Here is a 26,825-nt window from a genome sequence, read left to right as displayed (position 1 = left end):
AATTTCCCTTTATGTGAAGATGTTATCCGTTTTTTCTATCAATGAAGGGTAGAATAGCCGTGTAATAGGTCCGTATTTTGCCCTGGAAGTGGCATGTTATGCAGTTCACGATGACAGGGACTGATGCTATCCGGTCAGGCAAGGATTAACGACATTCCACCCGGAGAGAGGCCGTGGAAGCAGAGAATACCTTGGGAGTCATTTCCCGCTATCTGAAGAAGTTGCATGTGCTGACGCTGTGTGTCAGCGATGATGATGAGTTATGGTGCGCTAACTGTTTTTATGTGTTTGATGATGAAAAGATTGCTTTTTATCTGATGACGGAGCCGGATACCCGGCACGGCGAGATCATGCGGCGCTGTCCGAAGGTGGCGGGCACGGTCAATGGTCAGCCAAAGAGCGTGCTGCTGATTAGAGGCGTGCAGTTTTTAGGTGAGATCAGTCGGTTGACGGGCGAGGAAGAAGCGCAGGCGCGCAGCCGCTATAACGTGCGCTTTCCGATTGCGCGCAGCAGCGGTGCGCCGGTCTGGAAGCTGTTGCTTACCGAAATGAAAATGACGGACAACGCGCTGGGGTTTGGAAAGAAGCACCTTTGGCGGCGCAACACGGTGGTGGAGGCACTGTAACCCATCCCCAGCGTTAGTGATTGTTGCCGTTGGTGTGTGCGCCACACGGCTGGCCTGCGCTGAGACGTATTAGCGCAGGTGATGAATCACCTGATTACGGCTGCCACGCCACATTAGCGTCAAATCCCGTTGTTCCTGCACGAAGCGACCATCCACCAGGACATTGATCAGGTCTACCACGTTGCGCTGTTCCGGCGTCAGTTCATCCAGCCGGTAGCCGGTCCACATCCAGATGTTTTTACCGGGACATTCGTCATGCACCCGTTGCACCAGCCGCAACACATCAGGCACGTTTTGCGGGTGCAGCGGGTCGCCGCCTGACAGCGACAGCCCTTGCAAAGGCAGGTCGGTATTTTGCAGATCGGCGATGATGCGATCTTCCATTTCCTGTGTGAAAGGGTGCCCGGAGTTCAGTCGCCAGGTGCTCTGGTTATAGCAGCCGGGGCACTGATGTTCGCAGCCTGCCACAAACAGCGTACAGCGTGTTCCCGGACCGTTGACCACATCCACCGGATAGTATTGATGGTAGTTCATAGCGATGACCGTCCAAAAAGCCGCCCGTCGGGCGGCATCAGCTTAACGCTGCAATCGTGCACGGACCGCGCCCACCGAGCGCACCGCGCAGACTGTCAGCCCAGTTGCCCACTGGCAAGGTGTTTTACCCGGCGTTTGACCTCTTCCTGCTTGCCGGCATTAAACGGACGCGCATCCGGGCTGCCCAGATAGCCGCACACCCGCCGTGTTACCGAGACGCGCGAGGCGTCGTGATTACCGCACTGCGGGCAGGTAAAGCCTTTGCTGGTACAGTTGAACTCGCCGGTAAAACCGCACTCGTAGCACTCGTCGATTGGCGTATTGGTGCCGTAATAAGGGACACGGGTGTAGCTGTAGTCCCATACGTCCTCCAGCGCCTTGAGATTGTGCTGCAGGTTAGGATACTCGCCGTAACAGATAAAACCGCCATTTGCCAGCGGCGGATAAGGGGCCTCAAAGTCGATCTTCTGATATGGATTGACCTTTTTCTCCACGTCGAGATGGAAGCTGTTGGTGTAGTAGCCCTTGTCGGTGACGCCAGCCACTACGCCGAATTCAGCCGTATCCAGACGACAGAAGCGGTCGCACAGGTTTTCGCTTGGCGTACTGTAGAGGCTGAAACCATAACCGGTTTCTTCCTTCCAGCTTTCGGTGGCGGCCTTCAGGTGCGCGACAATCGCCACCGCTTTCTGGCGTAGAGTTTCATCATCAAACACATGCGCCTGATTGCTGAACAACGCGTTGATGGTTTCGTGAACCCCGATATAGCCCAGCGAAATAGATGCGCGGCCATTCTTGAAAATCTCGGCGATATTGTCGTCTGCTTTCAGGCGTACGCCACAGGCCCCTTCCATATAAAGTATAGGCGCTACACGGGCTTTTACATTTTCCAGCCGCGCGATACGCGTCATCAGTGCTTTTTTCGCCAGCAGCAGTCGCTTGTCCAGCAATTGCCAGAAGCGCGCTTCATCACCCTGGGCTTCCAGCGCGATACGCGGCAGGTTGAGGCTGATGACGCCCAGGTTATTGCGGCCATCGTGGATCTGCTCGCCGTTTTCTTCGTACACGCCAAGGAAGCTACGGCAGCCCATCGGCGTTTTGAACGAACCGGTGACGTTAACCACCTGATCGTAATTGAGGATGTCCGGATACATGCGCTTGCTGGCGCATTCCAGCGCCAGTTGTTTGATGTCGTAATTCACATCGCCCGGCTTGTGGTTGACGCCGTCGCGGATGGCGAACACCAGTTTCGGGAACACCGCCGTTTTGTGGTTTTTGCCAAGCCCGGCGATGCGATTACGCAGGATGGACTGTTGAATCAACCGTGACTGCCAACTGGTGCCTAGACCGAAGCCGAAGGTGACGAACGGCGTCTGGCCGTTGGCGGTGTGCAGGGTGTTGACTTCATATTCCAGCGACTGGAAGGCGTCGTAGCACTCTTTTTCGGTACGGCTGCGCGCGTAGTCTTCGGCGTTGGGAATCTGCCATTCGCGGGCGACGGCACTGTGTTTTTCATGGCTGGCGGTAACGAACGGCGCCAGAATTTCATCAATACGGTTGATGGTGGTGCCGCCGTAGATATGGCTGGCGACCTGCGCGATGATCTGCGCGGTGACCGCCGTGGCGGTGGAGATAGACTTCGGCGGCTCGATTTCCGCGTTGCCCATCTTGAAGCCCTGCGTCAACATGCCGTTGAGGTCTATCAGCATACAGTTGAACATCGGGAAGAACGGCGAATAGTCGAGGTCGTGGTAGTGAATCTCGCCGCGTTCGTGAGCCAGCACCACGTCGCGCGGCAGAATGTGCTGTTTGGCGTAATGTTTGGCGACAATGCCCGCCAGCAGGTCGCGTTGAGTAGGGATGACTTTGCTGTCTTTATTGGCGTTTTCGTTGAGCAGGGCCATATTGCTCTGTTCCACCAATCCGCGGATTTCCTGATTTAACCGGCCCTGACGCTCGCGCGCCACATCACGATCATGGCGGTATTCAATATAGGTGCGCGCCAGTTGCTTGTATTTGCCGGACATCAGCAGGTTTTCCACCGCGTTTTGGATCTCACGAATATCAACGCGCGCTTTCCCTTGCATTTGCTGAGCGACGGCAGCGGCGACGGTGGCACAGTAGTCCGCATCATCCACGTCAGCGGCTTTGGCCGCTTTGAGGACCGCGTCATTGATTCGGTTTTCGTCAAAAGGTACCTGACATCCGTCCCGCTTAATCACTACTGGTTTCATGTTATTCCTCGGTGTGTTTCCTTTGTTGAGGTTATCCACAGGCAAAAACCACGTCTGACCACGGACGTAGAGGCTGTGGATGGTTTTGTGGATAAACACAATATGTAGGTTTCTGTAAAAGGATAGACACTATATATTGAATTCGCCTGTAAGGGGGGGCAGTTTTATTGCGCTAAAATTGACCTGGCTCAAGGAAATTTGAGCATCGTAGAGAAATCAGTCTTGAACAAATAATAAACAAAAATGACTGAGTGCGCTGCCAGCCCCGCCACCACTGGCCTGATGACAGTCTGTGCTTTTGGCTATCAAGGCATCTAGACATCTATATGGGGTTTTTGTATGGTGGCAGAAGATTTTTTTACGTAATGACGTGATGAAGGAAAGACGATGGCAAACAACGTGCTGATTCTGGACGGAGGAATGGGTCGTGAACTGGCTCGTATTGGTGCTCCTTTTCGTCAGCCGGAGTGGTCGGCGCTGGCGCTGATGGAGTCGCCGCAGTATGTGCGTCAGGTACATGACAGCTTTATTGCTGCCGGCGCGCAGGTGATTACCGCCAACAGCTATGCCGTGGTGCCTTTTCATATTGGCGATGCGGAGTTTAACGCTCGTGGTCAGGCGCTGGCGGTGCTGGCCGGGCAACTGGCGCGTCAGGCGGCGGATGCCGCGTCGCACCCGGTGCGTGTCGCCGGTTCGCTGCCGCCGGTGCTGGGGTCTTATCGTCCGGATTTGTTCAACGTCGCTGCCGCGACGCCGATTCTGAAAACACTGATCGATGCCCTGAACCCCTACGTGGATGTGTGGCTGGCGGAAACGCAAAGCTCGCTGGCGGAAGTGGCGCTGGTGCGCGAACTACTGGCGAACGATCCGCGTGAACTGTGGCTGTCATTCACCTTGCAGGATGAACTGGACGCCGACGGTCACGCCCGCCTGCGCTCTGGTGAAACCGTGGCCGCTGCCGCGCAGGAGGCCGCCCGCCTGGGGGCAGCTAACCTGCTGTTCAACTGTAGCCGCCCGGAAGTGATGGCGTCGGCGGTGGCGCAGGCGAGTGCGACGCTGAAAGCACAACCTGCCGCGATGGGGGTGGGCGTGTATGCCAATGCCTTCGAGCCTGACGATAACCAGCGTGGCGCGAACGAAGGACTGAGCCGCTTGCGCACTGATACGCACCCGGAAGGCTACCTGCAATGGGCGCAGGAATGGGTGGCGCAGGGGGCGTCGATAGTCGGCGGCTGCTGCGGCATTGGCCCGGAACACATCGCCCGTCTGGCACAGGCGTTCAACCGTCAGGGGTAATCCCGGCGGTTATTTTTATAACGATAATAACCATCCTTAACGGATAAGCATTCTAGGAAGGGAACACAATATGAATCGTCGCCATTTTATTAAGAGCGCCTGCGCCCTGTCCGTCGCGGCGGCCACTACCGGCTGGCCGCTGAGCGCTGCCTGGGGAGCGGACGCGGTTGCACAACCGAAAAAAGGTGGCCACCTGATTGTCGGGGTGGATAACGCCTCCAGCACTGACCGTCTCGACCCGGCATTTTGGTTCGAAACTTATATGTATTTCGTGGGTTCCCAACTGTTTAATAACCTGCTGGAGCTGGATGAAAAAGGCGAACTGGTGCCGTCGCTGGCCGAATCCTGGGACAGCAAAGACGGTGGTCGCACCTGGGTGTTGACTATTCGCAAAGGCGTGCAGTTCCATGATGGCCGCACGCTCAGCGCCAAAGACGTGATCTACTCGCTCAATCACCACCGTGGCGAGAAATCCAGCTCGTCGGTGAAAGGCTATCTCGACCCGGTGGTGACGATGGACGCTACCGGCAGCCATGAAGTGACCATCCGCCTGAGCGAACCGAACGTGGAATTCATCGCGCTGCTGAGCGATGTGCACTTTGCCATTACCCCGGAAAACGAAAGCTTTGACAAAGGCATCGGCACCGGCGCTTTTATTCTGGAAAGCTTCCAGCCGGGTGTGCGCACGCTGGTGAAACGCAACCCGAATCACTGGAACAGCGAGCGCGGCCATGTCGATTCAGTCGAAACGCTGGCAATGAACGACTCCACCGCCCGTGTGGCGGCGCTGGTGAGTGGGTCGGCGCATATCATCAACCGCGTCAATCCGCGTATCGTCGGTCGCATTCAGAACATGCCGACCCTGCAACTGTTACGCTCGCGTGACAGCCAGATTTTCACCTTCCCCGGTTTGAGCAATGTCGCACCGTTCAACAATGAAGATGGCCGACTGGCGCTGAAATACGCGATTGATCGCCAGCAGATTATCGATACCGTGTTGGGCGGCTACGCCAGCGTTGCCAACGATAACCCGATTTTCCCGTCTAACCGTTACTTCGCCAAGGATATTCCCCAGCGTCCGTACGACCCGGAAAAAGCCAAATGGCACTGGCAGAAAGCCGGTTTCAGCGGCCCACTGACGCTCTCTGTCGCTGATGCCGGTTTCCCCGGCGCGGTGGATGCCGGTCAGTTGTATCAGGCGTCAGCACAGAAAGCCGGTATTACGCTCAATGTGGAGCGCGAGCCAGACGATGCTTTCTGGGACAATGTCTGGATGAAAAAACCGTTTGTCTCCTCCAACTGGTCGGTACGTCCGACTGCCGACGCGTTGCTGTCGCTGGTGTTCACCAGTCAGGCACCGTGGAACGAATCAGCCTGGAAGAACGATTCTTTCGATCAGTTGGTGCGTGCGGCGCGTGGTGAAGTCAACGAAGATAAGCGCCGTCAGATCTATCACGATATTCAGGTGATGCTGGTGGACAACAGCAGCGAAATCATTCCGCTGTACGCCGACGCGCTTGACGCCTGCAGTACCAACGTGAAGGGATTGAATGCCATTCCGGGCTTCCCGCTGAGCGGCAACCGTGCAGCGGAAAAAGTGTGGCTGGCCTGAGGCAGGTAACGTGACGATGTTTCACCGATGGACGGGGCTTTATCACTGGGCTGACCGTTACCCGCTGTTGACGTTGATCCTGCGGCGTTTGCTGGCGGGGGTAGCGATGGTAGCTGTCGTATCGGCGCTGATTTTCGCCGGTATCCAACTGTTGCCGGGCAATGCCGCCACCGCCATTCTGGGACAGACGGCGACGCCGGAAGCAGTGCGGGCGCTCAATGCCCAACTGGGGTTGGATCAACCTGCGTTTTCCCGTTATATCGGCTGGCTGTGGGGCGTGATCGGCGGCGATTTCGGTCAGAGCTTTACCAGCCGTCAGGCGATTGCGCCGGTGCTGGCCTGGCGGCTGGAGAATACGCTGTTTCTGGCCGGGTGCACGGCGGCGGTGGCAGTGCCGCTGGCGCTGCTGATAGGCTTCTTGTCGGTGCGTTATCAGGGCAGTTGGCTGGACCGGCTGCTCAATCTGTTTGCCCGTGTCGCGGTGGCGTTGCCGGAGTTTTTCTCCGGCTACCTGTTGATTCTGATTTTTTCCATCACCCTGTTCTGGCTGCCAAGCAACAGCAGCATCAGCAACGCTATGCCGTTCGGCGCGCATTTGACCGCCATCGCGCTGCCGTGCCTGACGCTGGTGCTGGCGGTGCTGGGGCACATGAGCAACATGACCCGTGCGGCGTTAATCAGCGCTCAAAACGCGGCCTATGTCGATACGGCATTGCTGAAAGGGGTGTCGCCTTCGGCTATTCTGCTGCGCCACGTACTGCCTAATGCCTGGGGACCGATCATCAATGTGATTGTGCTTAATCTCGCCTACCTGATGGTAGGCGTGGTGATCGTCGAAAGCGTGTTTGTTTACCCTGGGCTTGGGCAGTACATGGTCGATAGCATCAGTAAACGCGACATGCCGGTGATTCAGGGCTGCGCGCTGGTGCTGGCGACGATTTACATCCTGCTTAATCTGCTGGCGGATGTGGTATCGCTGATGGCGAATCCACGTCTGCGCCATGCCCGGCAGTAATGCCGTCAACTGAATGGATATCTGTACATGCCTGCTGTGAAACCTTCCGTAGTACTCGGCTTGCTGGGGCTGGGCCTGTTTATTGGCGTGGCGCTGTTGGCGCCCTGGATTGCGCCTTACCCGGTCGATAAGGTGGTTGGCGGCGCCTGGTTGGGCCCGATGCCGCAGGCGTGGCTCGGCACCGACAATATCGGTCGTGACCTGTTTTCCCGTTTGATTTGGGGAACGCGTACCTCGCTGGCGGTGACTGCGCTGGCTGCAGCACTGGCATTTGTGCTGGGAGCCGGGCTGGGTTTTTTGGCTGGGGTATGCGGCGGCTGGGTCGATCAACTGATTTCACGCATCAACGATGTGCTGATGGCGATCCCGACACTGATTCTGGCGTTGGTGGTGTTGGCGATGCTGCCGAAAAGTACCTTTATCATCATTCTGGTGCTGGGCGTGCTGGAAGCCACCCGTGTGCTGCGGGTAGCGCGTTCGCTGTCGGTGGATATCGCCACCCAGGAGTTCATTGAGGTGGCGCGGCTGCGCGGCGAGTCGATGGGCTGGATTCTGTGGCGCGAGATTTTGCCGAATGCGCGCAACACGCTGGTGGCGGAGTTTGCACTGCGTTTCATCTTTATTTTGCTGTTCCTGTCGGCGCTGTCGTTTCTGGGATTAGGGATTCAGCCGCCGACCGCCGACTGGGGCGGGCTGGCGCGCGATAACAAAGACGGCATTCTGTTTGGCGTGTGGGCGGCGCTGGTACCGGGGGCAGCCATTGTTCTGCTGGCGGTGTCGCTCAATGTGGTGGCCGACTGGCTGCTAAGCCGTGACGGGCGCAACTGGCGCGGAGGCCATCATGAGTGAGTTGCTGCGGGTTGAACAGTTGTGCGTAACAGCGGGCGGTCGGGCACTGGTGCAGGACATCAACTTTACCCTCAATAAAGGGGAAGTACTGGGGTTGATTGGTGAATCCGGCGCCGGTAAGTCCACTATCGGCCAGGCGATTCTCGGTCACTGTCGCCATGGAATGCGTATCGAAAGTGGGCACATCTGGTTTCAGTGCGGCGATAACAGCAGCGATCTGGCGACGTTATCAGAGCGGCAGCTACGGCGGGTGCGCGGTGCGCGCATCGCGTATGTGGCGCAGTCCGCCAGCGCCTCGTTCAACCCGGCGCAGCGTATCGGCGAACAGGTGATTGAAGCCGCGGTGTGTCATGGCGTGCTGTCGCGCCGGCAGGCGATTGCACGGGCAATCGAACTGTTTACCCAACTGTCGTTGCCGGAGCCGCAAACCTTCTTCCAGCGTTATCCGCATCAGGTATCCGGCGGACAGTTGCAGCGCGCGATGATGGCGATGGCGATGTGTGCCGGTCCCGATTTGATTATTTTTGACGAACCGACCACCGCGCTGGATGTCACCACCCAATTGGGGGTGCTCAATGCGATTGATGAGATTATCCGCCTGACCGGCGTGGCCGCGTTGTATATCAGTCATGATCTGGCGGTGGTGGCGCAACTCAGCCACCGCATCATGGTGTTGCGCCATGGCCGTCAGGTAGAGATCGGCGACACGGCGTCGCTGTTGGCAAACCCAACTGAAACGTATACCCGCGAACTGTTACAGGCACGCGGTGAACCCAAAGCGCCGCAACCGGCAACAGACGACCTGCTGTTGGATGTCCGCCATCTTGGCGCACGTTACCAACAGCAACCGGTGTTGCAGGATGTGTCGCTACAACTGGCGCGTGGGCGTACGCTGGCGGTGATCGGTGAATCCGGTTCCGGCAAATCGACGCTGGGGCGAACCCTGTGTGGCCTGCTGGAGCCAGCAGGCGGCGAGATTCGGCTCAATGGCGACGCGCTGCCGCCGAAACTGGCGCAGCGCACTCGTGCTCAATTGCAATCGATCCAGATGATTCACCAGCACCCGGACACCGCGCTCAATCCGCGTCTGCCAGTCGGCGTGCAGATTGAACGGTCGATGGTGTGCCTGACCGAACTTGACGCCGCCGCACGACGTTTACGCGTCAGTGACTTGCTGCATCAGGTTGGATTGCCTGCGGAGATGGCGCAGCGTTATCCCACTGCGCTGTCTGGCGGTCAAAAACAGCGGGTCTGTATTGCCCGTGCGCTGGCGGCGCAGCCGTCGCTTATCATCTGCGACGAGCCAACCTCCGCGCTTGACCCGCTGGTGGCCCGTGACGTGCTCGCGCTGCTGCGCCATATTCAGCAGGAAACCGGCGTCGCCTACCTGTTCATCACCCATGATTTGCATGTGGTGCGCGAAGTGGCCGACACCGTGGCGGTGCTGCGTCATGGTCATATTGTCCGGCAGGGACCAGTGATGCAAGCGCTGTCGCCGCCACTGGACGACTACACGCAGCAACTGCTGCTGGCGGTGCCGGAAATGCGCTGCGACTGGCTGCGGGATGTGATGGCTAACCAAAGCGCGGTATTGCCGTAATCAAATACGTGGTGGGTATAAGCGTATCATCCGTTCATACCGGGCAAGTACCCGGTATGACACCAGAGATATTGAGGATCGCGGTTTCGGCGGTACTTTACTCTTGTGCCGGAAACGGCGGCAACTGCCGGAAGGTGTTCAGCAGCCCTTCCGACCAGGCTTTACGAATGACGATGAAGTAAGGGTCGTTTTCGGTGATGCGGCGCTGTTCGCTGATATCAAAGCTGCCCGCCCGATACATCATCACGTCCAGCGGCAGGCCGACCGACAGGTTGCTGCGCAATGTTGAGTCAATCGAAATCAGTGCACAGCACATCGCCTGTTCCAGCGGGGTATCTACCGTTAGCACCCGGTCGATAATCGGCTTGCCGTATTTGCTTTCGCCTATCTGGAAATAGGGCGTATCGGCAGTGGCTTCAATGAAATTCCCTTCCGGGTAGATATGGAATAGCCGGGGGGCTTCATCGCCAATCTGGCCGCCGAGCAACAGGTTGCAGCCAAAATTGGTGGTGCTGCCGCTTTGCTGGGCCAGACTGTCGCGGTGGATAACCTCGCGCACGGTTTCACCCACCAGTGTGGCGGCTTCATACAACGTACTGGTTTGCATCAGGTTGGGCGTGTGCTGGGCGTGGATACGCGCTTTGAGCAGGCTGATGATGCTTTGGGTCGTAGCAAGATTGCCCGCCGACTGGATAACCAAAACCCGTTCCCCTTCCTGATGGAATACATGAAGCTTTCTGAAGGTCGCAATGTGATCAACCCCCGCATTGGTGCGGGAGTCGGAAGCAAAAACCAGCCCGTCAGACAGACGCATGGCCACACAGTAGGTCATACAGTACCTTTTTAGCGATTTTACCGACTAAACGAAAACAGGAACCATCGTTCTCGTCACTGCTGCTGTTGCACCTGTTGCTGGCGTACGAACAGGCTTACCGCCGCCTCTGAGAACATCTCTTCACATCCGCCGCCAAGGCGGCTGCCGCGCACCGGGCAGGCATCCAGATAATCCATCCCTACCGCAAGGCGCAAATGCTGATTGAGCTTGCGGGTGTTGTTGGTGATGTCAAAACTGTGCCAGCGCTCGTTGAGCCACACCTCAGCCCAGGCGTGCATAGCGACATGCGTGGTATCCCGGCTATAGACATAACCGCTGACGTAACGCGCTGGAATGCGCAGGCTGCGGCAGCAGGCCAGAAATACATGGGTGTGATCCTGACAAACACCTTTGCCTTTGGCAAACGCGACGCAGGCCGTATCTTGCACTTGCGTTGCGCCGGGAGTATACGGCATTTTCAGCTGTAATTCCGCCATCAACGTTTCCAGGCTGCCGACGGGGTCAGCTTCCTGATAATAGCGCTGGGCGAAGGTCCGGATCGCCTCATCCGCTTCAGTCAGCGCAGTGCTGCGTAAAAACACCAGTGGTGACAGTCCATCCTCCCCCTCCCATGTCTCTTCTGCATTATCGGCGATTTCCACCACACCCTGAGCGTGGATCAGAATATCGTGATGCGGGCTATCCAGCGTCAACACATGCATCAGATTGCCGTAAGCATCGGTGGTGGCGACGGCGGGCGTGGGCAGCGTCAGTTTCCACTCCCGAATATGCTGGCGGGCAGAGCTTTGCGGCGTCAGTCGCAGGTACTGGGTGCTGAATTTCACCTCTTCATCGTAACGATAGTGGGTCAGGTGATTGATGGTCAGTTTCATAGCGCCTCCAGATAGGTATGACGAATACTGTCAGCCAGTTCGTTGATTTTGGTGAGGAAACGGTTGAGGTAGTGTTGCAGGTCATCGGCCAGTATGTCGTCGAGCGAACCGAAGCGCAGTTCTACGTGCAGCAGATGCGCCAGCCGCTGTGGGATGCGTGCTCTTTCGCTGCCGATCATCTCCAGTTGTTGCACCAGATCGCCCACGCAGGCATGTAGCGAACGCGGTACGTCATTGCGCAATACCAGCAGTTCGGTGACGGTTTCCCGGCTGATGGGCTGGCGATAGATGCTGTGGTAGGCTTCGCGGGCGCTCACCGCACGCAGCAGGGTATCGAGCCGGTAGTATTCGCGCACCGGGTCCAGGTCGTTATTGAGTTGCTGATCCTTGATGGTCAGTAGCTGGGCGGTAGCGAACGACCGTTCGATCAAGGTACCGATACGAATAAAACATTGGGCGTCGTTACGCAGCAGGGTGCCGAACATCGCGCCGCGAAACAGATGCGCGCGCTCTTTCACCCAGTCGAAAAAGGCGTCGATGCCTATCTTATCAACACCGGACTGGCGCAGATTGCGGATGTCGATGCGGGTGGTGTTGATGCACTCCCACACCTCGGATGACAGGCTGCCACGCACCGCGTGCGCATTGTTCCACGCCATTTCGATGCAACTGTAGATGCTGCTGGGGTTATGGCTATCCAATGCGAAGAAGTTCAGCAGATTGTTCATGGTGAAGCGGGCGTAGCGCTGCTGAAACAGATCATGGGTGAACGTCAGGTTGAGCGGCAGCGCCAGATCATGCTGCTGCTGGCTGTGGCGCGGCATCATCGACAGTTTGTAGGTGACGTCCAGCACGCGGGCGACGCTCTCTGCCCGTTCCAGATAACGGGCCATCCAGTAAAGTTCGCTGGCAGTACGGCTTAGCATGATTCGTCCTCCTCCATCACCCAGGTGTCTTTAGTGCCGCCGCCTTGCGAGGAATTCACCACCAGCGAGCCTTCCGTCAGTGCTACGCGGGTCAGACCGCCGGGTACCAGCCGGATCTCCTCGCCATACAGCACAAACGGGCGCAGGTCGATATGACGCGGGGCCAGTCCTTCCTCGACGAATGTCGGGCAGGTGGAGAGCGCCAGCGTATCCTGAGCGATGTAGTTGCCGGGGTTGGCCAGCAGCCGTTGACGGAAATCGTCGATTTGCTGGCGGGTGGATTTGGGACCGACCAACATACCGTAGCCTCCTGCGCCGTGGACCTCTTTCACCACCATGCTGTCGAGATGGGCCAGCACGTAGCTGAGATCGTCCGGTTTGCGGCACTGCCAGGTGGGGATATTGCCGAGAATAGGCTCCTCAGACAGGTAAAAACGGATCATCTCCGGTACGTAAGGGTAGATGGATTTGTCATCTGCCACGCCGGTACCGATTGCATTCGCCAGTACCACGCCGCCTGCGCGGTATACCGACAGCAATCCTGGCACGCCGAGCATCGAATCGGCACGGAACGCCAGCGGGTCAAGAAAGGCATCGTCAATGCGACGATAGATGACATCTACCCGGCACGGACCTTCGGTGGTGCGCATATACACGGCGCCTTCTTTGACAAACAGATCCGCGCTTTCCACCAGTTCTACCCCCATTTGTTGGGCGAGGAAGCTGTGCTCGAAGTAGGCGCTGTTGAAGCGGCCCGGCGTCATCACTACCACCGTTGGGTCGTCAATGTGGGTGCTTTCCCGCAGCGTCTGCAACAAATAACTGGGGTAACGCTCCACCGGCGCAATGTGTTGGCTGGCGAACAGGTCCGGATAGAGGCGCATCATCATTTTGCGGTTCTCCAGCATGTAGGAAACCCCGGATGGTGTGCGCAGGTTGTCTTCCAGCACGTAATAGTGGCCGTAGCTATTGCGCACCATATCGATACCGGTGATGTGCGCATAGATGTTGTTATGCAGATCAATACCCTGCATACAAGGCTGGTATTGGTCGTTGGCCAGCACCTGTTCACGGGGAACGATGCCGGCGTTGAGAATGTGCTGCTGGTGATAGATATCATAAAGGAAGGCGTTGAGCGCCTTGACCCGCTGGCGAATGCCGAGGTCCAGCATTTTCCATTCATGAGCTGGAATAATGCGCGGCACACTGTCAAAGGGGATCAGGCGTTCGGTGCCGCCTTCTTCGCCGTAGACATTAAAAGTAATTCCCACCCGGTGAAACAGTAATTCCGCCTGCTCTTTCTTCTGGCGGATAGCGTACTGGTCGGTCTGCTGCAACCATTGCCAGTAAGCGTCGTAGTGCTGGCGTTGCCTGCCTTCTGCGTTGAGCATTTCATCGTAGTAAGGCGCGGTCGGAAGCGTCATTTTTATCATTGTCATCCTTTGCATTCCGTTTGAGGGAGGATACAACGGAAATGCAGGAAGCGTGCCAGCGTGGTAAATGAGCTACTTATCGCTAAGAATAAGGATAATTCGCACCATGGTGGTGCAAATTATCCTGAAGGTTGCGCTATAGCGAGGTGATGAAGCGAAGCGCTGCCAGATTATGATGACCAGAATATTTGAAGGGTTAATCCTGTAACATTACCCATGACCATGAAGGAGGGAACCCAGGGAAGCTCTTTTCCTGCCATAAGGCATGTTCATAATACTCATGTGTAATCAGATTAGTTATATTATCTTTTTCATGGTCCGGGAGTTTATCAAGAGAATCATAATTTATATTATTTTCCTTACAGTACTGAATTATTATACGATAGCCATCAATATCTGCTAATGGTTCCACGGTATGATGTTTCCTAAAGAAAATACTGGTTTCTTGTAGTATTGAGGGTCTGTCGTTTTTAGGATAGACCATCATGGATACTCTTTTTTTTGCTCTTTCGATAAAATCTTTTTGGGATGGGATGAGGAATTTTTTTATTCGCCATGAGAAAGATGTCCAGTAATAATCAGAGATCATGTTTTTCAGTAATGATACTGAGCCGCCTTCAATGATAATACTTGGGTGTTTTGCTAATGATATGGATGTTTTTTGTTTAAGAATATGATGAGCCTCCTCCGGAGATACAACCTTTTCAATCAGATTTCTTGATGGGGTAATATATATCCTTTCTGTCCCCTGTAATTCACTATGGTCAGGCGCGCCACTCCCGGTCATAATCTCTGGATACCCTTGAAACCTGTCCAGTGCAATCACAGGTAAACCATATTTTTTTGCAAGCATGACTGAATAGGATGTTTTTCCCATGGATGTCACACCCCACAAAAGATAAAGTACCGTATTCATATGCTCTCCTTTAGACAATTCTATCTGATATATCCGCCATATTTCAGGCACGCTAGTGCGCTGGCTGGATTCCTCGGCCCTGTGGTGCTGTTTTTTGTCAGTAACGTTTAAAACGATGTAAGTCGATTAGGTTCTTGTTATGTCAATCAGCGGAGATTCGCTGCGTTATACCCGCCATACTTTACATTGCAGGTATTACTCGGCACATCCTTGTGCCTTGCCTCTGTGAGGTTGCTGCCAGCAGCGTTGTCGCTCGCCAGAATCACTGGTCTGAGTAATAAGCTCATCGGGATGAAATGAGAGACATCCTGTCTATTACCGGACTATCACCGGAGGCCAGCCGTTGGCTGGTCACATTCGTGCCCAACGAATTTGCCACTCACTTGCCGCGTGACAAGGCTCGAATCAGCCTTGCCCTAAAGGGACCAACGCGTGGCGTTGTTCAACATGCCGACCATCTGCCCGGCAGCACGAATATTTAGAATACGGTAGCTTTTCTTGTGTGCAAAAAACCAGTCATAATACGGTTTAAATGTTCATATAAACCATCTCGCCATTTTCCATAAATATCTAACTTGCTGTTGTACATTTTCCCTGGCAAACAAAAACACCATACGTTACTGTTTTTTTTATAAGAAATTTTTTTGTTTAGAGGCAGGCGATGTAAAGTTATTTTTCTTTTTTCTGTAGATGATGAAATCTCATCAAAATAACCATGTGATGAGGTTATCACTCCTTCTACTTTATATTTTCCAATATTTTTAATTGTGAAATTAATATTATCATCACCCATAAAAATAATAACTTCCTTCCATGATATGGATATCTCTTTGCTAATGAGTGTGTTGGCTAAAGGTAAAAGAGATAAATATTCATAGGATAGCGCCTCGGCTATTGCGATACGCTCAATTAAATTGGGTTTGAACTTATGGGTTGGGAGGGTTCTGATATTTTTTGCCTGTGTTTTTATCACGCTCATGATATATCGTCTCTCGTGTTTGATTTCATGTTGGCACGAGATTAACGCTAATATTTCCCTGCTGATATATAGGAATTTTCCTACATTGGTTTATCTTATGGCAGCGTTAAAAGCAGATGTTTTGTATCGTAGAAATTTTTTTTATGTGAGTTTACTGAGCAAAACTTCGTTAGTTAATAGAGTAACGATATAAATAGTTGAGCTATTCAGCGGGCCGAAATAAATACCGTTGTTTTTATTATAACTGACTGTGCTGTTATTTACGGGGTAAAACAGCATCTGGTCTGGCAGTAATTCAGGAAAAAGATTTTTGGCAGCAGAAAAAATCAGCGGGTCAGATCAAAAATCACCCCGGCATTAAACCGGGGTTTTCTATGAAGCAATGAGGATATTCGCAATCTGTCGTCGCTGCTGCAATGCTGACGGGGACTAGCTGCGTACCGCGATAGCTTCGATCTCGATCTTCACGTCTTTCGGCAGGCGCGCCACTTCCACACAAGAGCGGGCCGGAAACGGCGCGTTATGCTCGGTGAAGAACGCTTCATAGGCGGCGTTCACTGTGGCGAAGTCGTTCAGATCTTTTACGAACACGGTGGTTTTGACGATGTTGCTTACTTTCAGATCGGCCGCTTCCACGATGGCTTTCACGTTTGCCAGCGACTGGCGAGCCTGCGCGGTGATGTCGTCCGGCACCAGACCGGTTTTCGGGTCTACCGGGATCTGACCGGAGGTGATGATCATGCTGCCCAGGTCAACGCCCTGAACATAAGGGCCGATGGCGGCTGGAGCCTGTTCTGTGCTGATAATGCGTGACATATTTTCTCCTGATTGTGTCTGAAACGATGCGACTTTCGGCATTATTCCAAAAAGCTCGCCGTCAGGCCAATGCTGCAAGCCAATCGACGGCGTTTTACTGATGGCCGCCGCGTATCAATGGCTGTTCAACACGGCCTGGCGCTCAAACTCTTTCTCGCAGTATTTACACTTCAGTTGCACATCATCGCCGCGCTGTTTTACGCCGAAGGATGAACTGACAGGTTCGCTACGGCTGATGCAGTTGGTGTTGGGGCAAGTCAGGACGCCTTCGATGTGTGACGGCAATTGCGGGTGCAGCTTGCGCACCACTTCATAATTGTCAATCTGATTGACGGTGGCTTGCGGTGCGTACATCGCCAGTTGGTTGGCCTGTTCTTCGGTCAGAAAGATGTTTTCAATCTTGATGAGATCTTTGCGGCCCAGATGCCTGGAGGGCAGGTTGAGTCCAATGGTAATGCGCTGATCGGTGGCGGTCAGCTTGAATAGCGTCAGTAATTTGAAGCCAATCTGTGCCGGAATATGGTCGATCACGGTGCCGCGTTTGATGGCTTCTACCTGTAATTTATTGTCGTGAGTCATGTTGTCTGTTCCTCTCTCACAGAACCAGTTCGCTGTTCAATACCAACGCCAGCAGAGCCTGACGCGCGTAAATGCCGTTGCCTGCCTGTTGGAAGTAGTAGGCGTAGGGCGTGCTGTCCACATCTGTGGTGATTTCATCAATGCGCGGCAGCGGGTGCAGCACTTTCAGATTGTCGCGGGCGTTACCGAGGTCAGCGGCGCGCAGAATAAACTGCGACTTGATGTTGATGTACTCCGACGGGTCCAGCCGTTCTTTCTGTACGCGGGTCATATACAGAATATCCAGTTGTGGCGCCACTTCCTCGATGCTGGTGTGCAGACTGTAGGGGATGTTTTTTTCTTGCAGCATATTGAGGATGTAATCCGGCATCGCCAGCGCGTCCGGGGAGATGAAGTAGAAACGGTTGCCGTCGAACTTGGCCAGAGCCTGGGTCAGCGAATGCACGGTGCGGCCATACTTCAGGTCGCCTACCATGGCGATATTCATATTGTTCAAGCGCCCCTGGGTTTCCTGAATGGTAAACAGGTCCAGCAGCGTCTGGGATGGATGTTGATTGGCGCCATCGCCGGCATTAAGCACCGGTACACCGCCGGAGAACTCGGTCGCCAGCCGTGCAGCGCCTTCCTGCGGGTGGCGCATTACGATGGCGTCCACATAGTTGCTGATGACTGAAATGGTATCTGACAACGTCTCGCCTTTCTTGCCAAGCGAGGTATTGCTGCTGTCGGCAAACCCAACGACGCAGGCCCCTAACCGATGAATGGCGGTTTCAAACGACAAACGGGTACGGGTGGATGCTTCAAAGAAACAGCTGGCAATCACTTTGTGCTTCAGCAGTTCCGGCTGCGGATGAGCCTTCAGGCTGGCCGCCACCTTCAGTGTCAGTTCCAAATCGTCCCGGCTGAGATCGTTGATTGAGATGATGTGTCTTTTATATAGCGGATTGACCATGTGGCTATGCTCCCCTCGGTTATGGCCGGTAAACAAACGGAATGGCTGTGGTGACAGACAAAAAAAAGCCCCTCAACGAGGGGCTTTTTTTATAAATCGATCAGGTAACGGAAGGAAAAACGCTGTCATGCTGCCAACAGGCAGTTGCGGTGCGGCACCCACAAAAACGGCAGCGTTAAACATGTTCCCTCCCGGCAAATTGTTCGGAATTATACGCGCCGAAGAGGTGAATTCAAGCAGAAAAATGCTGTCTTTTCGCGGTGGGCAATCGGTTGCGGGATGTGTTTCATCGAAAGAGAAAACGCATCGTTCGGATCACTTTTTTACTATCGTTGACTGGCGGGCCGATGTTGACAGGAGTATAAACAATCAAAACATTGTTTCAATTTATTTGAATTATTTAAGGAGCGATCATGATTACCGGTAATGTCGAGCATCTGGAATTGGTTCCCTATCTGCCTGCCAAACTGCGTGAGGCGATTGAGTACGTGAAGCAGCACATCAACGCCGATACCCCGTTGGGTAAACATGATATCGACGGCAATAAGATGTTTGTGCTGGTATCGAACGACAGCACGGAGCCGTTCGAGAAACGCCGCGCTGAGTATCACGCGAAATATCTGGATATCCAGATTGTGTTAAACGGCACCGAAGGCATGACCTTCAGCAATCTGCCGGCAGGCAAACCGGACGTGGACTTGCTGGCCGATAAAGACATCGCGTTCCTGCCGGCTGGCGAGCAGGAAAAACAGTTTGTGTTACATACCGGCGATTTCGTGGTGTTCTTCCCCGGTGATGTGCACAAGCCGCTGTGCGCTGTCGGCGAGCCGGCTCACGTACGCAAGGCCGTGGTGAAAATTGATGCGTCACTGGTGTTGTAAGTGACTGTTTTTATTTTTTTGTCTTGCTGATAAACCACTTGTGTGCAAGTTGAAAGGGACTACGGCTTAAAATGCCGAGCTGAGGCAAACAACTTTGCCGATGCGCCGCATGGATGCGGCATATGCCTATAATCGCCTCGTATTCCATGCCGGTTTGCCGACAGCCTTCTGCGGAGTTTTGACCTCCTTCGTTTTTCCTGTTGTCTCCCTTGCTATTCGCGTTATATAGGATGTGATCCCGCCCGTAAAACCAGCGTGAGGTGTAATGAAACCGGTTGCAGTAATCACGGCTTTCATGCAGTCTGAAACCGGTTTCATTTTTAGTCGAACGACAAATGTGGCCGAACGACAACGTGGTTACCGAATACCAACATATAAGGTGGCGTCATGTCAGGGATCAGAGATTATGCGAAATTAGCGCAGAGCATTCTGCAGGAAGTGGGCGGTCAGGCGAATATTGTCGATTTTTCCCGTTGCGCGACCCGACTACGTTTGATACTGGCGCAAACGCCTGATAACGCAAAAGCGCGAATTCAGCATCTGCCTGGTGTGATTGCGGTAGTGGAAAGCGCGGGTCAGTTTCAGGTCGTCATCGGCGTACATGTATCGGATGTGTACCACCAGATGGCGGCGTTACTTGGTGAGGGCGCAAAGCGTGATGAAGCCCCCCGCCGACGTGTGCTGGATACGGTAATCGCTACCATGTCGGCGGTGTTCGCGCCGATTGTATATATTCTGGCCGCGGCAGGGATACTGCAAGGCATACTGATCGTTATTCAGCAGCTCTCTACCGGTTTTGCGCTGACCGGCACCTACCGTGTGCTCAATTTCATGTCCTGGACGCCGTTTGCTTTTCTGCCGGTGTTTATCGCCCTGACGGCTTCCCGCCATTTTCGCTGCAACACCTATATTGCGATGCTGTGTTGCTGCGCGTTGATCAACCCGGAATGGACCTTAATGGCGGGGAAAATCGCCGCCGGCGAGTCAATCACCCTCCTGGGGCTGCCGCTGGCAAAAACGGTGTATACCGCGTCGGTGTTGCCGCCGCTGTTTCTGGTATGGGTGCTGGCATGGGTGGAACGTTGGGTGGAAAAGCGCTTGCCGGATATCGTCAGCGCGCTGTTTACCCCGTTGATCTGCTTTGTGATTGTGGTGCCGCTGACATTGCTGTTGATAGGCCCGGCCAGTACCTGGGTAGCCACCGGGATCGCCGCTGGCTACAACGCGTTGTTTAACGCCTTTCCGGCGCTGGCGGCAGCCATCATTGGCGGCGTGTGGCAGATCATCGTGATCTTTGGCGTGCACTGGGGCATTACGCCGGTGGTGATGGCTAACTTTGATCTGAATGGTCATGACTCGTTTCAGGCGTTCCAGACCGTTGCCGTGGTTGCCCAAATGGCGGCGGCGTTCGGCTGCTTTTTGAAAACCCGCAATCGGGAACTGAAAGCCCGTTCGATGTCCGCAGGGGTCACGGCGATTTTCGGTATCACTGAACCGGCTATTTACGGGGTGACGCTGCGCTACAAGAAACCTTTTATCTGCGGCTGCATCGGCGGCGCGGTAGGCGCAGTTGTCGCCAGCCTGTTCGGCTCGCTGTATTACGCCTACGCTGCATTGCCGGGCGTACTGACGGTGATCAACGCCATCAATCCGTCTGCGCCAATGTCGTTTATTGGTGAGCTGGCTGGTTGCGGCGTGGCTATCGTGTTGACTGTCGGGCTGGTGATGGTGGTGGGCTTTGATGATCCAGTGGAAGAAACGGCCACCGCGTCCGCGGCGGATGCGCCGGCGGCGACCCGAACAAACGCATCGGTTTGATATAACTGTCAATATTGCATGTTTTGCCGTCAGTGTGTGACGGTACTGAAAGAGAGGTGGAAAATATGAGTCAGTTACCTGCAGGGTTTTTATGGGGCGGCGCAGTAGCGGCGCATCAGTTGGAAGGCGGCTGGAATGAAGGCGGCAAAGGTGTGAGCGTGGTGGATGTGCTGACCGCCGGTGCGCACGGCAAACTGCGGCGCATCACCGATGGCGTTGTTCCCGGCGAGTCGTATCCGAACCATGAAGCCATCGACTTTTATCACCGTTATAAGAGCGATATCGCGTTGTTTGCGGAAATGGGTTTCAAATGTTTTCGCACCAGCATCGCCTGGACGCGCATTTTTCCCAATGGCGATGAAACGCAGCCGTGCGAGGCAGGGCTGAAATTTTATGATGACCTGATCGACGAATTGCTCAGGAACGGTATCGAACCGGTGCTGACCCTCAGCCATTTCGAGATGCCGTTGCATCTGGTGCAGCACTACGACGGTTGGATGAGCCGCAAAACGCTGGACTGCTTCGTGCATTTCGCCACTACGGTGATTGAGCGCTATCAGCACAAAGTGAAATACTGGATGACTTTCAACGAGATCAATAACCAGAAGAACGTGTCGGCGGAGATTTTCGGCTGGATGTGTTCCGGCGTGAAGTTCCCGCAGAAGGCGAAGCCGGAAGAAGCGATGTATCAGGCGGTGCATCATCAGTTCGTCGCCAGCGCGTTGATCGTGAAAAAAGCGCATGAGATCAATCCGGATATCAACGTGGGCTGCATGTGCTCGTTTGTGCCGTACTACCCGCATTCCTGCCACCCGGAAGACGTGATGCTGGCAACACGAGCGATGCATGACCGTTTCTACTTCACTGATATGCAGGTTCGCGGCCACTATCCAGCCTATGCGCGGCGCGAGTGGGCGCTCAAGGGTTACCACATTCATATGGAGCCGGAAGACGAGCAGATTCTTCGGGAAGGCAAGGCGGACTACATCGGTTTTAGCTACTACATGTCGAATGTCGTGAAGCACGATGTGCAGAACCGTATCGACGCCAGTATGGACGGCAGTTCCGAACATTCGATTGCCAATCCGCATCTGAAAGCCAGCGACTGGGGCTGGCAGATAGACCCGACCGGGCTGCGCTATGCGCTGGTGACGTTGTATGAACGCTATGAAGTGCCGTTGTTTATCGTGGAAAACGGATTGGGCGCCGTCGATAAGCCGGATGCAAACGGCGTGTGTCAGGATGACTACCGTATTGATTACCTGCGCTCGCATATTGAAGCGATGAAGGCGGCGGTATGGGAAGATGGTGTCGATTTAATCGGTTATACGCCGTGGGGCTGTATTGATCTGGTGTCGTTCACTACCGGAGAGATGGCTAAGCGCTACGGTTTCATCCATGTCGATAAACACGACGATGGCACCGGAACGCTGGTGCGCACGCCGAAAAAATCCTTCCACTGGTATCAGCGGGTGATTGCCTCAAACGGCGAGGAGCTGTAAACCGGTTACTGTAAACTGTTTGAGGATAAGCGTGTGGGCCGATAACTCTGGTTATTCGGCTATTCGTATTCGGCCCACTGCTGAGCAGCTCGTTTCTGATGTCGCTCATAATCCTGGCTGTTTATAGTTCGACGCTCTGGCTCAAGGTCGCCACTATAACCGCTTTGATAGTGTGCATACGGTTTTCCGCCTGATCAAACACAATGCTGTGGGCGGATTCAAACACATCGTTGGTGACTTCCATGCCGTTGTGCAGGCCGTACTGCTCGGCCATCTGTTTGCCGAGGGTGGTTTGATCGTCGTGAAATGCCGGCAGGCAGTGCAGGAATTTCACCTGTGGGTTGCCGGTAGCGGCGATCATCGCTGCGTTGACCTGATAGGGGCGCAGCAGATCGATGCGCTGTTGCCACACCTCTTTCGGTTCTCCCATTGAAACCCACACATCGGTATAGATAAAGTCCACGCCATTTACCCCGGTCGCCACGTCTTCTGTCAGCGTAATTGAACCGCCGGTTTTGACTGCTGCCGCCTGACACTCCGCAACCAGACCAGCATCCGGCCAGCAGGCTTTGGGCGCGATCAACCTCAGGTCCAGCCCGACGATGGCGGCGGCTTCCAGCATACTGTTGCCCATGTTATTGCGGGTGTCGCCCACGTAGGCCAGTTTCATGCCTGATAGCGGTTTACCCGGCAGGTGTTCCTGCATGGTCAGCAGGTCCGCCAGCAACTGGGTGGGGTGGAATTCGTTAGTCAGACCGTTCCATACCGGCACGCCGGAAAATTCCGCCAGCGTTTCCACCAGCACCTGACCATAACCGCGGTACTGGATGCCGTCATATAGGCGGCCCAGCACTCTGGCCGTGTCTTTCATCGATTCTTTATGGCCGATTTGGCTGCCGCTGGGACCAAGATAGGTGACCTGAGCGCCCTGATCGTACGCAGCAACTTCGAAAGAGCAACGAGTGCGGGTCGAATCTTTTTCGAAGATGAGTGCGATGTTTTTACCTTGCAGGTGGCGGGTCTCGGTACCGTTTTTCTTATTGGTTTTGAGGGTGGCGGCGAGGGACAGAAGGCTGCTGATTTCAGCTGGGGTGAAATCCATCAGCCGTAAAAAATGGCGTTTGTAAAACGGGTTCATCGTTGTCTTCTCCATGTGACTCAACGCTGAAGGTTGAATTAAAATTCACTTTATATGTGTAAATATTCAAATTCAAGTGCCGGGTTCAAACTTTATGGTGGAGAGAGAGGCGATGCTGTGGGAAAATGCCCCTATCTTTGCCGCTTTGATGAGGATTGAGACATGGCAAACCGCGAACTGCTGGAAGAACAACGTGAAGAGACCCGCCTGATCATCGAAGAACTGCTGGAGGACGGCAGCGATCCCGATGCGCTCTATACCATCGAACACCATTTCTCAGCCGAGAAGTTTGAAGAACTGGAGAAAGTGGCGGTAGAAGCGTTCAAGTTGGGTTACGAAGTGACGGACGCTGAAGAGATGGAGATGGAAGACGGCGCGGTGCTGATGTGCTGCGATGCTATCAGTGAAGTCGCGCTGAACGCTGAGCTTATCGATCAGCAGGTAGAACAGCTGCTTGATCTGGCTGAACGTCATGGCGTCAACTATGACGGCTGGGGCACCTATTTTGAAGACCCGAACGGTGAGGATGAAGACGAGTTCGGGGAAGATGAAGACTTTTATGATGAGGATGATGACGGTAAGCGCCATTGATTCCTTGTTGACATACCGCCCGGCAATCGCCGGGCGATGTGTTTTCTGCATGGCGCAGTGAAGTGCCCGCACGCTTACAGCGTTTTTAGCATTCTGATTTCACAATCTACATGGCCGGTATCGCCCATGGCATGTGGGATAGGTTGGAAGCCAAGCTTTTCATACAGGTGGATAGCACTGGTTAGGTGCGCAGTGGTTTCCAGATAGCAGCGGCGGAACCCTTGTTCACGGCCAAATGCCAGCGCCTGCTCCGCCAGTTGCCGGGCGATGCCCTGTCCACGCGCCAGCGGCAGAAAATACATTTTCTGTAATTCGCAGACATCCGGTTCGCCGCCGGACAGCGGTGCCAGACCGCCGCCGCCTACCACTTCACCATTACACTCCACCACCCAGTAGGCGCTGGCGGGGCGACAGTAGAGTTCGAACAACTGGTCCAGATCCGGGTCGGACACGGTATACCCTTTGTCGGCGGTCAGGCCGAATTCAGCGGAAACCCGGCGGATAACGCTGGCAATCGCCGCATTATCGGCAGCCGTAATCGGGCGGGTCAGCAGTGGTGTAGACGCTGATGTTGTCATGTTGCTCACTTTTGTCAGCAGAATTCAGTCAGATCGAGCACATCGGCAACCGGCTGACGTGTTCTGATGATACGAACGGTTGATCATATGTACCGCCGATTATACGTACCGGCAGACTGGCTCAACACCCTGTTATTGATAACGGGGTGTAACGAAAAGCTCACGGATGGATTAGCGAGGCGGTAATTGAACGACAATACCGCTGATTCCGCAACGAAAAACGTCAAATCGGCACCAGCTGCCGACGTCATTATTCCGGTCCGGGTCCGGTACGCTATCTGATGGCTATCTGTACTCCCTGAAATTTTTTGCTAATGGAGCTGATGATAATGACAAACATATCCCTGCGGGAACCATTGGCCATCCGCATTGATGACCTGACCGGTGAGGCAACCAGGGCGCTGGTTGCCCTGCATCTGGCGGGTATGCATGATAATTCACCGCCTGAGCAGGTATTCGCGTTGGATTTATCCGGCTTGCAGGCACCGGAAATGACGTGCTGGAGCGTCTGGCGCGGTGAGCAGATAGCCGGTATCGGCGCGCTGAAAATGTTGCCGGATGGCAGTGGTGAACTGAAATCAATGCGTACTCATCCGCAGTGTTTACGTCAGGGGGTTGCAGCTCATTTGCTGGTACATATTGTAGATGAAGCTCGCCGACGTGGTTTGTCGCGCCTGAGTCTGGAAACGGGCTGCGGCTCGGCGTTTAAACCGGCACTGGCGTTGTACCGTAAACACGGTTTTGTGAATGGCGAGGCGTTTGCTGAGTATAAGGCCAGTGAATTCAACCAGTTCCTGCACTTGTCGTTGTGATGATGGGGTGTGTGTTGTTATCGCTGTATGCAGGCGACAATATCGACAACCGAAGAGCAACGACGGGTGCTTTTTTGAGTTAACGTCGGATATCTGAGCAGAATTATGGCATGGATTATTTCATTGTTATTGTTTAGGTGTGAATTATATACCGCACTAACTAAAATTAGTGGCATATAATTACTTTTTCAATGGTTAGCCGGCGAACGTTATTGGGATATTTTACAGAAAACATTAACATCAGGATTCCTGCCAATGATTACGGAAGAGTTGTGTTATGGTTAATCGCTTGTTGTCTGGACTGGCTGGCTTGGTTTTTCTGTTTGGTGTATCCCCGTTTTCGACTGCACAAACATTACAACCGCAAGAAGGGAATTGGGTCGCACCTGAATTTCGATTCCATACCGGAGAAACCGTCAATAATCTTCGTATTCATTATTACACGTTGGGCGACAGTAAAAAGCCTGCCGTGTTATTACTGCACGGGACTAACCAACCGATCAGCGCCTTATTGGCGGCGGGTTTTGGCGGCGAGTTATTTGGCCCCGGACAGCCGTTGGATGCCAGCAACTATTTCATCATTATTCCTGAAAGCATTGGTTCCGGAAAATCCGCCAAACCGTCTGACGGCCTGCGTACGACATTCCCGCAATATAATTACGATGACATGGTGCTGGCGCAATACCGTTTGTTGACTGAAGGTCTCGGTATTAAGCATCTGCGTCTGGTAATGGGATATTCGATGGGGGGAATGCAGACCTGGATGTGGGGTGAAAAATACCCGGACATGATGGATGCGTTGGTGCCGATGGCATCGCAGCCGAACGAGCTGTCGGGTCGCAACTGGATGTTGCGTCGAATGCTGATTGAGACTATCAAGCGCGATCCGGCGTGGAAAAACGGTGATTATACCACCCAGCCGCCGTCGTTGCAGACGGCCAACATCATGTTCAGCATCGCCACCACCGGCGGTACTCTTGCCTATCAGAGTAAAGCGCCGACTCGCGCGCTGGCGGACAAGCTGGTGGATGAACGTCTGGCGGCTCCGGTCACTGCCGATGCCAACGACTTTATTTATATCTGGAATTCCTCTGCGGATTATAACGCCTCGCCGGAATTAGGCCGTATTAAGGCACCGTTACTGGTGATTAATTCCGCTGATGATGAGCGTAATCCGATTGAAACAGGAATACTGGAAAGTGAATTGAAAAAGGTGAAGCACGCTGAGCTGTTTTTGATTCCGGCAAGTAAAGAAACCAGCGGTCATGCCACGATGATGTCGGCGAAATTTTACAAAAATAAATTGGGTGATTTTTTGGCTGCGGTTCCAGCCCATACTAAATAATCGATATTAACCGTGTCGGGCCGACGATGAAATAATAAAGTCGGCCTTTCCCTTTCATGATATTTCCTTTTCATTTTTGTTGCGGT

At 54.2% G+C, this 26,825-nt stretch carries 27 protein-coding genes; 14 read left to right on the top strand and 13 right to left on the bottom strand.

The window, feature by feature from the left end:
- Positions 1–173: 173 nt before the first annotated feature.
- A complete protein-coding gene (locus Dpoa2040_RS17030; protein ID WP_168642009.1) occupies positions 174–626 on the top strand; it encodes a YhbP family protein in 453 nt (150 codons plus the stop codon).
- Between the two features lie 69 nt (positions 627–695).
- Here the strand turns inward: Dpoa2040_RS17030 and nrdG are convergent, their stop codons facing one another.
- Both nrdG and nrdD read right to left on the bottom strand, forming a co-directional pair.
- Entirely contained in the window at positions 696–1,160 is a 465-nt protein-coding gene (gene nrdG, locus Dpoa2040_RS17025) for an anaerobic ribonucleoside-triphosphate reductase-activating protein (protein ID WP_168642008.1), read from the bottom strand.
- A gap of 95 nt (positions 1,161–1,255) precedes the next feature.
- A complete protein-coding gene (gene nrdD, locus Dpoa2040_RS17020) occupies positions 1,256–3,394 on the bottom strand; it encodes an anaerobic ribonucleoside-triphosphate reductase (RefSeq protein ID WP_168642007.1) in 2,139 nt (712 codons plus the stop codon).
- Between the two features lie 387 nt (positions 3,395–3,781).
- Between nrdD and Dpoa2040_RS17015 the strand changes: the two genes are divergently transcribed.
- From Dpoa2040_RS17015 to Dpoa2040_RS16995, 5 genes are all read left to right on the top strand, one after another.
- Positions 3,782–4,690 carry a homocysteine S-methyltransferase family protein gene (locus tag Dpoa2040_RS17015; RefSeq protein ID WP_168642006.1) on the top strand — a complete coding sequence of 303 codons (909 nt, stop codon included), beginning with the start codon at positions 3,782–3,784 and terminating at the stop codon, positions 4,688–4,690.
- Positions 4,691–4,760: 70 nt separating this feature from the next.
- The gene (locus tag Dpoa2040_RS17010) at positions 4,761–6,302 is read left to right on the top strand and encodes an ABC transporter substrate-binding protein (RefSeq protein ID WP_042868098.1); all 1,542 of its coding nucleotides are present in this window, start codon (positions 4,761–4,763) and stop codon (positions 6,300–6,302) included.
- Between the two features lie 16 nt (positions 6,303–6,318).
- Entirely contained in the window at positions 6,319–7,317 is a 999-nt protein-coding gene (locus tag Dpoa2040_RS17005) for an ABC transporter permease (protein ID WP_168642005.1), read from the top strand.
- A 27-nt stretch (positions 7,318–7,344) separates the two neighbouring features.
- Positions 7,345–8,166 (top strand): ABC transporter permease, encoded by an 822-nt coding sequence (locus Dpoa2040_RS17000; RefSeq protein WP_168642004.1) that lies wholly within the window; start codon positions 7,345–7,347, stop codon positions 8,164–8,166.
- Positions 8,159–9,766, top strand: a complete 1,608-nt coding sequence (locus Dpoa2040_RS16995) for an ABC transporter ATP-binding protein (protein ID WP_168642003.1) — start codon at positions 8,159–8,161, stop codon at positions 9,764–9,766. Before Dpoa2040_RS17000 ends, Dpoa2040_RS16995 begins: the two co-directional genes overlap by 8 nt.
- Positions 9,767–9,863: 97 nt before the next feature.
- Here the strand turns inward: Dpoa2040_RS16995 and Dpoa2040_RS16990 are convergent, their stop codons facing one another.
- The 5 genes from Dpoa2040_RS16990 to Dpoa2040_RS16970 form a co-directional block, all read right to left on the bottom strand.
- On the bottom strand, positions 9,864–10,598 hold the full coding sequence (locus Dpoa2040_RS16990; protein ID WP_168642002.1) for a proteasome-type protease: 735 nt from the start codon (positions 10,596–10,598) through the stop codon (positions 9,864–9,866).
- A gap of 56 nt (positions 10,599–10,654) precedes the next feature.
- Entirely contained in the window at positions 10,655–11,473 is an 819-nt protein-coding gene (locus Dpoa2040_RS16985; RefSeq protein WP_168642001.1) for a transglutaminase family protein, read from the bottom strand.
- Positions 11,470–12,399 carry an alpha-E domain-containing protein gene (locus Dpoa2040_RS16980; RefSeq protein WP_042868114.1) on the bottom strand — a complete coding sequence of 310 codons (930 nt, stop codon included), beginning with the start codon at positions 12,397–12,399 and terminating at the stop codon, positions 11,470–11,472. Before Dpoa2040_RS16980 ends, Dpoa2040_RS16985 begins: the two co-directional genes overlap by 4 nt.
- Complete coding sequence (locus Dpoa2040_RS16975; RefSeq protein ID WP_168642073.1) at positions 12,393–13,832, bottom strand: circularly permuted type 2 ATP-grasp protein; 1,440 nt, start codon at positions 13,830–13,832, stop codon at positions 12,393–12,395. The genes Dpoa2040_RS16980 and Dpoa2040_RS16975 overlap by 7 nt, the downstream gene beginning before the upstream one ends.
- Before the next feature lie 196 nt (positions 13,833–14,028).
- Complete coding sequence (locus Dpoa2040_RS16970) at positions 14,029–14,748, bottom strand: isopentenyl transferase family protein (protein ID WP_042868118.1); 720 nt, start codon at positions 14,746–14,748, stop codon at positions 14,029–14,031.
- Between the two features lie 296 nt (positions 14,749–15,044).
- On the opposite strand from Dpoa2040_RS16970, the gene Dpoa2040_RS16965 reads away from it, so the two are divergent.
- On the top strand, positions 15,045–15,230 hold the full coding sequence (locus Dpoa2040_RS16965; RefSeq protein WP_168642000.1) for a hypothetical protein: 186 nt from the start codon (positions 15,045–15,047) through the stop codon (positions 15,228–15,230).
- On the opposite strand, the gene Dpoa2040_RS16960 is transcribed toward Dpoa2040_RS16965, so the two are convergent.
- From Dpoa2040_RS16960 to pyrB, 4 genes are all read right to left on the bottom strand, one after another.
- Entirely contained in the window at positions 15,227–15,727 is a 501-nt protein-coding gene (locus Dpoa2040_RS16960) for a hypothetical protein (protein WP_042868120.1), read from the bottom strand. The genes Dpoa2040_RS16965 and Dpoa2040_RS16960 overlap by 4 nt on opposite strands.
- A gap of 429 nt (positions 15,728–16,156) precedes the next feature.
- Positions 16,157–16,543 carry a 2-iminobutanoate/2-iminopropanoate deaminase gene (gene ridA / locus Dpoa2040_RS16955; RefSeq protein ID WP_042868122.1) on the bottom strand — a complete coding sequence of 129 codons (387 nt, stop codon included), beginning with the start codon at positions 16,541–16,543 and terminating at the stop codon, positions 16,157–16,159.
- Positions 16,544–16,657: 114 nt separating this feature from the next.
- The gene (gene pyrI / locus Dpoa2040_RS16950) at positions 16,658–17,122 is read right to left on the bottom strand and encodes an aspartate carbamoyltransferase regulatory subunit (RefSeq protein ID WP_042868124.1); all 465 of its coding nucleotides are present in this window, start codon (positions 17,120–17,122) and stop codon (positions 16,658–16,660) included.
- 16 nt (positions 17,123–17,138) lie between these two features.
- Positions 17,139–18,074 (bottom strand): aspartate carbamoyltransferase, encoded by a 936-nt coding sequence (pyrB, locus tag Dpoa2040_RS16945; RefSeq protein ID WP_042868125.1) that lies wholly within the window; start codon positions 18,072–18,074, stop codon positions 17,139–17,141.
- A gap of 127 nt (positions 18,075–18,201) precedes the next feature.
- On the opposite strand from pyrB, the gene Dpoa2040_RS16940 reads away from it, so the two are divergent.
- From Dpoa2040_RS16940 to Dpoa2040_RS16925, 4 genes are all read left to right on the top strand, one after another.
- On the top strand, positions 18,202–18,501 hold the full coding sequence (locus Dpoa2040_RS16940) for a hypothetical protein (RefSeq protein WP_146411618.1): 300 nt from the start codon (positions 18,202–18,204) through the stop codon (positions 18,499–18,501).
- Positions 18,488–18,955, top strand: a complete 468-nt coding sequence (locus Dpoa2040_RS16935) for a YhcH/YjgK/YiaL family protein (protein WP_042868126.1) — start codon at positions 18,488–18,490, stop codon at positions 18,953–18,955. Before Dpoa2040_RS16940 ends, Dpoa2040_RS16935 begins: the two co-directional genes overlap by 14 nt.
- Positions 18,956–19,342: 387 nt before the next feature.
- Positions 19,343–20,773, top strand: a complete 1,431-nt coding sequence (locus Dpoa2040_RS16930; RefSeq protein WP_042868129.1) for a PTS transporter subunit EIIC — start codon at positions 19,343–19,345, stop codon at positions 20,771–20,773.
- 65 nt (positions 20,774–20,838) lie between these two features.
- On the top strand, positions 20,839–22,275 hold the full coding sequence (locus Dpoa2040_RS16925) for a 6-phospho-beta-glucosidase (protein ID WP_168641999.1): 1,437 nt from the start codon (positions 20,839–20,841) through the stop codon (positions 22,273–22,275).
- A gap of 121 nt (positions 22,276–22,396) precedes the next feature.
- On the opposite strand, the gene argF is transcribed toward Dpoa2040_RS16925, so the two are convergent.
- On the bottom strand, positions 22,397–23,413 hold the full coding sequence (argF, locus tag Dpoa2040_RS16920) for an ornithine carbamoyltransferase (RefSeq protein ID WP_168641998.1): 1,017 nt from the start codon (positions 23,411–23,413) through the stop codon (positions 22,397–22,399).
- Between the two features lie 162 nt (positions 23,414–23,575).
- Here argF and rraB point away from each other — a divergent pair, with 162 nt between their 5' ends.
- Complete coding sequence (gene rraB, locus Dpoa2040_RS16915) at positions 23,576–24,004, top strand: ribonuclease E inhibitor RraB (RefSeq protein WP_042868135.1); 429 nt, start codon at positions 23,576–23,578, stop codon at positions 24,002–24,004.
- A 74-nt stretch (positions 24,005–24,078) separates the two neighbouring features.
- Here rraB and Dpoa2040_RS16910 read toward each other — a convergent pair whose 3' ends face one another.
- Complete coding sequence (locus Dpoa2040_RS16910; RefSeq protein WP_042868137.1) at positions 24,079–24,582, bottom strand: GNAT family N-acetyltransferase; 504 nt, start codon at positions 24,580–24,582, stop codon at positions 24,079–24,081.
- 329 nt (positions 24,583–24,911) lie between these two features.
- Here Dpoa2040_RS16910 and Dpoa2040_RS16905 point away from each other — a divergent pair, with 329 nt between their 5' ends.
- Complete coding sequence (locus tag Dpoa2040_RS16905; RefSeq protein WP_168641997.1) at positions 24,912–25,394, top strand: GNAT family N-acetyltransferase; 483 nt, start codon at positions 24,912–24,914, stop codon at positions 25,392–25,394.
- 277 nt (positions 25,395–25,671) lie between these two features.
- Positions 25,672–26,739: an alpha/beta fold hydrolase gene (locus Dpoa2040_RS16900; RefSeq protein ID WP_042868141.1), complete on the top strand. Its 1,068-nt coding sequence runs from the start codon at positions 25,672–25,674 to the stop codon at positions 26,737–26,739.
- The last annotated feature ends 86 nt before the right edge of the window (positions 26,740–26,825 follow it).

The sequence above is a fragment of the Dickeya sp. CFBP 2040 genome, from assembly GCF_012273755.1.
GTDB lineage: Bacteria > Pseudomonadota > Gammaproteobacteria > Enterobacterales > Enterobacteriaceae > Dickeya > Dickeya poaceiphila.
The sequence above is the reverse complement of the archived record's forward strand: the minus strand, read 5'-3'. Positions and strand labels throughout refer to the sequence as shown.